This is a genomic window from Pseudomonas tremae, from assembly GCF_001401155.1.
GTDB lineage: Bacteria > Pseudomonadota > Gammaproteobacteria > Pseudomonadales > Pseudomonadaceae > Aquipseudomonas > Aquipseudomonas tremae.
Map to the genome: position 1 here is coordinate 192040 of NZ_LJRO01000024.1, position 6044 is coordinate 198083.

The following is a 6044-nucleotide window of genomic DNA, read 5'->3' on the forward strand; positions in this document are numbered from 1 at the left end:
AGCAGTTTTCAAAAGGCCATCATTGTTACAGGTCGCGTGAATCAAGGCATGTTCACTTTACTTCGCTTAAAGTGATCGTCGTCTCGACCCCTTTGGAGCGCTGCATGACACCCGCACTGGATTTACTGAAGAAAAACCGCGTCGAGCACCGTATTCACAGCTACGAACACGATCCCAAAGCCGCGTCGTATGGGCTGGAGGCAGCAGAAAAACTGGGGCTGGAGCCTGCCCGGGTTTTCAAGACGCTGTTGGCAAGTACTGAAAAAGGAGAATTGCTGGTCGCTGTGGTGCCGGTCGTCGGAACGCTTGATCTGAAGGCTCTGGCGCACGCTTGCGGGGCCAAGAAAACCGAAATGGCCGACCCGGCGGCGGCTCAGCGTTCTACTGGTTACTTGCTGGGAGGGATCAGTCCGCTGGGGCAGAAGAGACGTTTGCGCACGTTCATCGATGAAACTGCGCAGCTTTTTGAAAGCATATATGTCAGCGCAGGAAGGCGGGGGCTTGAGGTCGAGCTGTCGGCGGACATGCTCGCGGAGCATACCCAGGCCAGGTTCGCGCCTATCGGTCGGGAATAAATCTGGCGCTCAGGTGTTCAGCGTTCGCGTCGCAATGTTGCCAGATGCTGCGAATAACACCAGATGATCGGCTGCTACACGAATGCCCACATTGTCACCCTGCCGGTGATCGGCATGGCTGGGGAAAATCGCTTCCAGCTGGCTGCCTGCGGGCAGTTGCAAGCGATACAGGGTCGAGGCGCCCTGGAATGTCCGACCGATGACCTGCGCCTGCAAACGGCTGTCCGGTGCATAGACGATGTCGTCCGGCCGCAGCAGGACATCCACGGCACTGCCGCTGATGCCGGGGTAAGTCCGATTGCCACGCAGCACGCCGAGTTCGGTGTTCACCGATTTCGGGTCAAGCATCTGACCGCGAATGAAGTAGCCCTGCCCGATGAAGCTTGCAACAAAAGGCGTCAGCGGCTCGTGATACAGGTTGTAAGGCGTATCCCACTGTTCCAGACGTCCTTCCTTGAACACGCCGACATGGTCGCTGACGGCAAAGGCCTCTTCCTGATCATGAGTCACCAGAATGGCACTGGTGCCCCGTGCCTTGAGAATGTCGCGCACCTCATGGCTCAGCCGCCGACGCAACTCGCCATCCAGATTGGAGAACGGCTCGTCGAGCAGCAATAACTGTGGCTCAGGCGCGAGCGCCCTGGCCAGCGCGACGCGTTGCTGCTGGCCGCCGGACAATTCGTGTGGGTAGCGCTTACCCAATTCGCCGAGGTTGACCAGCTCCAGCAATTCAGCGATTACCTGATCGAGGCGCGGGTGGTTGCGAATGCCGAAGGCAATGTTTTCGGCGACGCTCAGGTGCGGGAACAGCGCGTAGTCCTGAAACACCATGCCGATTCGGCGTTTTTCCGGCGCAAGCGTCCATCCGGGACGGGATATGACCTCGCCAGCCAACGTGATTTCTCCCGAATGGATCGGTTCGAAGCCGGCAATGGCGCGCAATGTAGTGGTTTTGCCGCAGCCCGACGAACCCAGCAGGCAGCCAATATCACCCGCATTAAGGTGCAGGTTGAGGTCCTGCACCACGCGCTGGTTTTGGTAGCCGCAGGCCAGGTCACGCAGGTTCAGCAGCAACTCGCTCATGCGGGCTTGCAGGACGGCGCGACGAGAAATTCCAGCAGCGCCTTCTGTGCGTGCAGGCGATTTTCGGCCTGATCCCAAGCGACCGAGCGCGCGTCGTCCAGCAAATCGACACTGATTTCTTCGCCGCGGTGAGCCGGCAGGCAATGCATGAACAAGACGTCGCTGGCGGCCAGATCGAGCAGGGCGCGGGTGACCTGAAACGGGGCAAACAGCGCCTTGCGGCGTGCGGTTTCTTCTTCCTGACCCATAGAGGTCCAGACGTCGGTGCTGACCAGGTGAGCGCCGGTCACGGCGGCTTTCGGATCACGAACCACGGTGACGCGGTCTCCGGCCAAGGCCAGAAATTGCGGGCTGGGCTCGTAACCGGCAGGGCAGGCAACGCGTAGCTGGAAGTCGAACTGAATCGCCGCTTCTATATAGCTGTTGCACATGTTGTTGCCGTCGCCAATCCAGGCAACCGTCTTGCCTTTGATCGAGCCGCGATGCTCCAGGAAGGTCTGCATGTCGGCCAGCAACTGGCAGGGATGCAGGTCGTCTGACAGACCGTTGATCACCGGCACGCGGGAATTGGCAGCGAACTCGGTCAGGTTGCTGTGCGCATAAGTGCGGATCATGACCGCATCCAGCATCCGTGACATGACCTTTGCGCTGTCGGCAATTGGCTCGCCACGGCCCAACTGGGTATCTCGATGCGACAAAAAGATGGCCTGGCCACCCAGTTGAATCATCCCTGCTTCAAAAGAAAGACGGGTACGTGTCGAGGATTTTTCGAAAATCATCCCGAGTACCCGGTTCTTCAGCGGCTCGAAAAGTACGCCGCGATTTCGCAGGTCTTTGAGCTCTACGCCACGACGGATCATGCCCAGAAGTTCGTCCGGGGTGTAATCCATCATCGAGAGAAAGTGCCTGGCATTCATGATTAACTACCTTTTTTGCAACAGACCGCAGGTTATCAAAGCCGGTTTTTATCGGGAAAACGGGCAGACCTGCGGCGGAGGCCGCACGGAGCGACGAATAAGGAAGGCGCGATAGTATAAAAAAATGTCGCGTCTTACCAATAGCAAGCGTGTTTCAGAAAAGCCGAAGCCTCGACGCTGCCCATTAAAGGCGCGCTGTAATACTTCATTGACAGGCTAAAAACTGGCTACGCTGAGAAGGCGAATGGCGTTCTCTGCTTTTTCCGAAGGCAGCATTTGTACACTGCTCAAATAGCGCTTGGCAATTAGTACCAATCCTGCAACAGTCCACTTTTCCGCAGCCGTGCTTATGCGACGCGCTTCACGGACTTGGATCAGGGACCGTTTCTTTAATGCCGGTCACAGGTTATAAAGCGTTGCCGAAACATTTACTGATCGAGGGGTGGGGAATGGACTCAAAAGAGCGTCAATTAACGGAGTTACTGGGGCTGACCGCCCGTACGCTCACCCATCTGACTGCTTCAATGACCTCGATGTCCTTTGAGTTGCTGCGCAGCGAGGACGAGGTGACGCGCAATGCGGGACGTCGCATGATCGACCGAATGGCGACCATCAGTTCGGGTCTCGACGAACACTGGCGTCTGATCGGCGATCTGACCGGTGTTCACCTGGCCCAGGAGCAGATCGAAACCGTCACCGAAATCCAGCTTCAGCACAAGGTCGTCACACCTCTGGGCGGCTGACCCGGTCTGCTCATCGGCGCGCCTGATGCTTTCCGATTCACAATGCTGACGTCAGTGGCGCAGCTCATCGGCACGCACCATAGTGACTGTTAAGCAATCAGTCTGATTGCCATGACAAGAACCGAGGCTGCGATGACCCGGACCGAACATTACCGCGCCTGCCATTTGTGCGAGGCTATCTGCGGCCTTGCCATCGAGACCGAGGCCGGGCCGGACTCTGCCCCTCGAATCACCTCGATCAAAGGCGACCCGCTGGACACCTTCAGTCGTGGTCACATCTGCCCCAAGGCCGTTGCGCTGCAGGACATTCAGAACGACCCTGACCGCTTGCGCCAACCGATGTTGCGCAACGGGGAGCAGTGGCAGCCGATCACCTGGCAAGACGCGTTCGATCGGGTTGCCGAGCGGCTTCATGCCATTCAGCAACGTCACGGGCAGAATGCGGTGGCGATCTATCAGGGCAACCCCAGCGTCCACAACTACGGGCTGATGACCCACAGCAATTATTTTCTTGGCCTGCTCAAGACCCGTAACCGTTTTTCAGCGACGTCGGTCGATCAGTTGCCGCATCATCTGACCAGCTTTCTGATGTACGGCCACGGCATGTTGCTGCCGATTCCGGACATTGATCACACCGACTTCATGCTGATTCTGGGAGGCAATCCGTTGGCTTCCAATGGCAGCATCATGACCGTTCCGGATGTCGAGAAACGCCTGAAGGCCATTCAGCAACGCGGCGGCAAGCTAGTGGTCATTGATCCGCGCCGCAGCGAAACCGCTGCCATTGCCGATCAGCACCTGTTCGTTCGTCCTGGCGGCGATGCGGCGCTGCTGTTCGGGTTGCTCAATACGTTGTTCGAAGAGGGGCTGACTCGCCAGAGCCATCTGCCGGTCGACGGGCTGGAAGAGGTGCGAAAAGCGATTGGCGACTTCAATGCCGAAGCGATGAGCCCGCGCTGCGGCATCGCTGCAGGGCAGATTCGGCAATTGGCCCGCGATTTTGCAGCCGCCGACCAGGCGGTGTGTTACGGACGCATGGGCGTTTCCACTCAGGCGTTCGGCACGCTGTGCCATTGGCTGACACAGTTGATCAATCTGGTGACAGGCAATCTCGACCGTGTCGGCGGCGCGCTGTGCACTGAGCCCGCCATCGACCTTGTCAGCTCGACATCGGGCGGGCATTTCAATCTGTGGCAAAGCCGCGTGTCAGGGCTCCCGGAGTACGGTGGCGAGTTGCCGGTCTCGGCGCTTGCCGAAGAAATGCTCGTGGAAGGGGAGGGGCAGGTTCGCGCGCTCGTGACGGTCGCGGGCAACCCGGTGTTGTCGACGCCCAACGGACGCCAGCTGGATCAGGCGCTGAAGGGTCTGGAATTCATGGTCAGCATCGATCTGTACATCAACGAGACCACTCGCCATGCCGACCTGATCCTACCGTCCACGTCGGCGCTGGAGAACGATCATTACGACACCACGTTCAACACCCTGGCGATCCGTAACGTCACGCGCTTCAATCGCGCGATCTTCGAAAGGCCCGAGGGCGCATTGCACGATTGGGAGATATTTGTCGGCCTGGCCAAGGCGTTTGCAGCCAAGGCTGCGCGTGAGCTGAAGCTAACCCTGCCACCGGCGCAGATGATTGATCGCGGTTTGCGTGCGGGGCGCTATGGCGAGGCATCGGCCCACAATCTGTCTCTTCAGACACTGGCAGGCCACCCCCACGGCCTGGATCTGGGCGCACTGAAGTCAAACCTGGCAAGCCGCCTGAAAACCGCCAATGGCAGCATCCAGGCTGCGCCAGAGGTGATCATGGCTGATCTCGCACGCTTTGCTGCCGATCCTGGTCAGCAGGCGGGTGAGTTGCTGCTGATTGGCCGCAGGCATGTACGCAGCAACAATTCGTGGATGCACAACTACCACCGGCTGGTGAAAGGCAAGCCTCGGCATCAGCTGTTGATGCACCCTGAGGACCTGCAGCGGCGTGGCTTGAGTGACGGGCAGCAAGTCAGGGTCAGCTCGCGGGTAGGTGTGATAGAAGTCCAGGTATTGAGCAATCTGGACATGATGCCGGGTGTCGTCAGCCTGCCGCATGGCTGGGGACATTCGCGGGCCGGTGTGAAAATGGAGATCGCCCGGAGCCAGCCCGGCGTGAGTGCCAACGACCTGACGGACGAACGGCAACTCGATGTTCTGTCCGGCAACGCTGTGCTGAACGGCGTTCCGGTGCAGGTGGTGTCTTGTTAAGGCGCAAGACAGAGCGTCATGCTCGGGTTTTCGTTACAATGCGCCACCGTGCCGACAACTGAGTCGGATATTTCAGCCGAGGTGCATCATGGATATCATCGAAACGATCAAAGAGCAGATTGCCAACAACACCATTCTGCTTTACATGAAAGGCGCTCCAAACGCTCCACAATGCGGCTTTTCGGCCAAGGCCTCCCAGGCGTTGATGGCGTGTGGCGAAAAGTTTGCCTACGTCGACATCCTGCAAAACCCTGAAATCCGCACCAACCTGCCAAAGTACGCCAACTGGCCGACTTTCCCGCAGCTGTGGGTTGCCGGTGAGCTGGTTGGCGGTAGCGACATCATCAGCGAAATGATGGCTGACGGTTCGCTGCAGACGCTGGTCAAGGATGCATCTGCCAAGGCAGCACCTGCCAAAGCCGAGTAAAACCTTACGCTCCAGCGTGGCGTGTATGTCACCTGGAGGACGCAGAGCGTCGCACGAT

6 protein-coding genes are annotated in these 6044 nt (G+C 58.7%); 4 read left to right on the forward strand and 2 right to left on the reverse strand.

What is annotated here, in order from left to right; translation table 11 throughout:
- Positions 1–104: 104 nt before the first annotated feature.
- Positions 105–575 carry a Cys-tRNA(Pro) deacylase gene (gene ybaK, locus ALO43_RS01405; protein WP_054989756.1) on the forward strand — a complete coding sequence of 157 codons (471 nt, stop codon included), beginning with the start codon at positions 105–107 and terminating at the stop codon, positions 573–575.
- 9 nt (positions 576–584) lie between these two features.
- Here the strand turns inward: ybaK and ALO43_RS01410 are convergent, their stop codons facing one another.
- Entirely contained in the window at positions 585–1658 is a 1074-nt protein-coding gene (locus tag ALO43_RS01410) for an ABC transporter ATP-binding protein (RefSeq protein ID WP_054996993.1), read from the reverse strand.
- Positions 1655–2575 carry an ornithine carbamoyltransferase gene (gene argF, locus ALO43_RS01415; RefSeq protein ID WP_024671653.1) on the reverse strand — a complete coding sequence of 307 codons (921 nt, stop codon included), beginning with the start codon at positions 2573–2575 and terminating at the stop codon, positions 1655–1657. The genes ALO43_RS01410 and argF overlap by 4 nt, the downstream gene beginning before the upstream one ends.
- Positions 2576–3024: 449 nt before the next feature.
- Between argF and ALO43_RS01420 the strand changes: the two genes are divergently transcribed.
- The 3 genes from ALO43_RS01420 to grxD all read left to right on the forward strand — a co-directional run bounded on the left by ALO43_RS01420 (position 3025) and on the right by grxD (position 5986).
- Positions 3025–3318 carry a hypothetical protein gene (locus ALO43_RS01420; protein WP_005889335.1) on the forward strand — a complete coding sequence of 98 codons (294 nt, stop codon included), beginning with the start codon at positions 3025–3027 and terminating at the stop codon, positions 3316–3318.
- 132 nt (positions 3319–3450) lie between these two features.
- Positions 3451–5559: a molybdopterin oxidoreductase family protein gene (locus tag ALO43_RS01425; protein ID WP_054996994.1), complete on the forward strand. Its 2109-nt coding sequence runs from the start codon at positions 3451–3453 to the stop codon at positions 5557–5559.
- 88 nt (positions 5560–5647) lie between these two features.
- On the forward strand, positions 5648–5986 hold the full coding sequence (gene grxD, locus ALO43_RS01430; RefSeq protein WP_005889339.1) for a Grx4 family monothiol glutaredoxin: 339 nt from the start codon (positions 5648–5650) through the stop codon (positions 5984–5986).
- The last annotated feature ends 58 nt before the right edge of the window (positions 5987–6044 follow it).